At 51.3% G+C, this 478-nt stretch carries 1 protein-coding gene; it reads right to left on the reverse strand.

The annotated features are described in order from the left end of the window. Window positions 1–478, reverse strand: a 478-nt coding sequence (locus JS756_RS39045) for a hypothetical protein (protein ID WP_205387465.1), incomplete at both ends; no start/stop codon positions are given.

The following is a 478-nucleotide window of genomic DNA, read 5'->3' on the forward strand; positions in this document are numbered from 1 at the left end:
TGTCGGAGGTAAGGCGCTGGAGCAGGTAAGCAAGATGGCCATCCCTGAGTTTCGTGCTCTTCCTCTCGCGCAGCATGGCCGAGATCAATTTCAAGGCTGCTTGTGCTGCTTCGGTGTTTGTGCTCGGTGCTTCTTTGATGACCTTGACAGCCTCGGTGAAGTAGACATGCGAGTTGTTATCGATTTCTGGCAGAGGAAGCTTGATAATCGTTGACAACAACCGGAGAGCGGAAATCTTCACCTCCTCGTGCGCCTGCACCAATGCGTCTCCAATTATAGGAAGGAAACCAGCCAAGTTGCCCGGAGTCAGCAATGAACCGAATTTGTTAAGGACCGCTCGCAAAACGTCAAGAGAGAATCGGTTCAACTTGTAGAGATACGACGAAGTAGTTCCCCGTTTCTCGCCCCGTTTGGCCCCTTCGTATTTGATCAGCAGATAGTCATTCGCAGAAGCAGTTGGCGTATGCTTCTCCTCAAC

The sequence above is a fragment of the Streptomyces actuosus genome, assembly GCF_016921115.1.
GTDB classification, from domain to species: Bacteria; Actinomycetota; Actinomycetes; order Streptomycetales; family Streptomycetaceae; genus Streptomyces; species Streptomyces actuosus_A.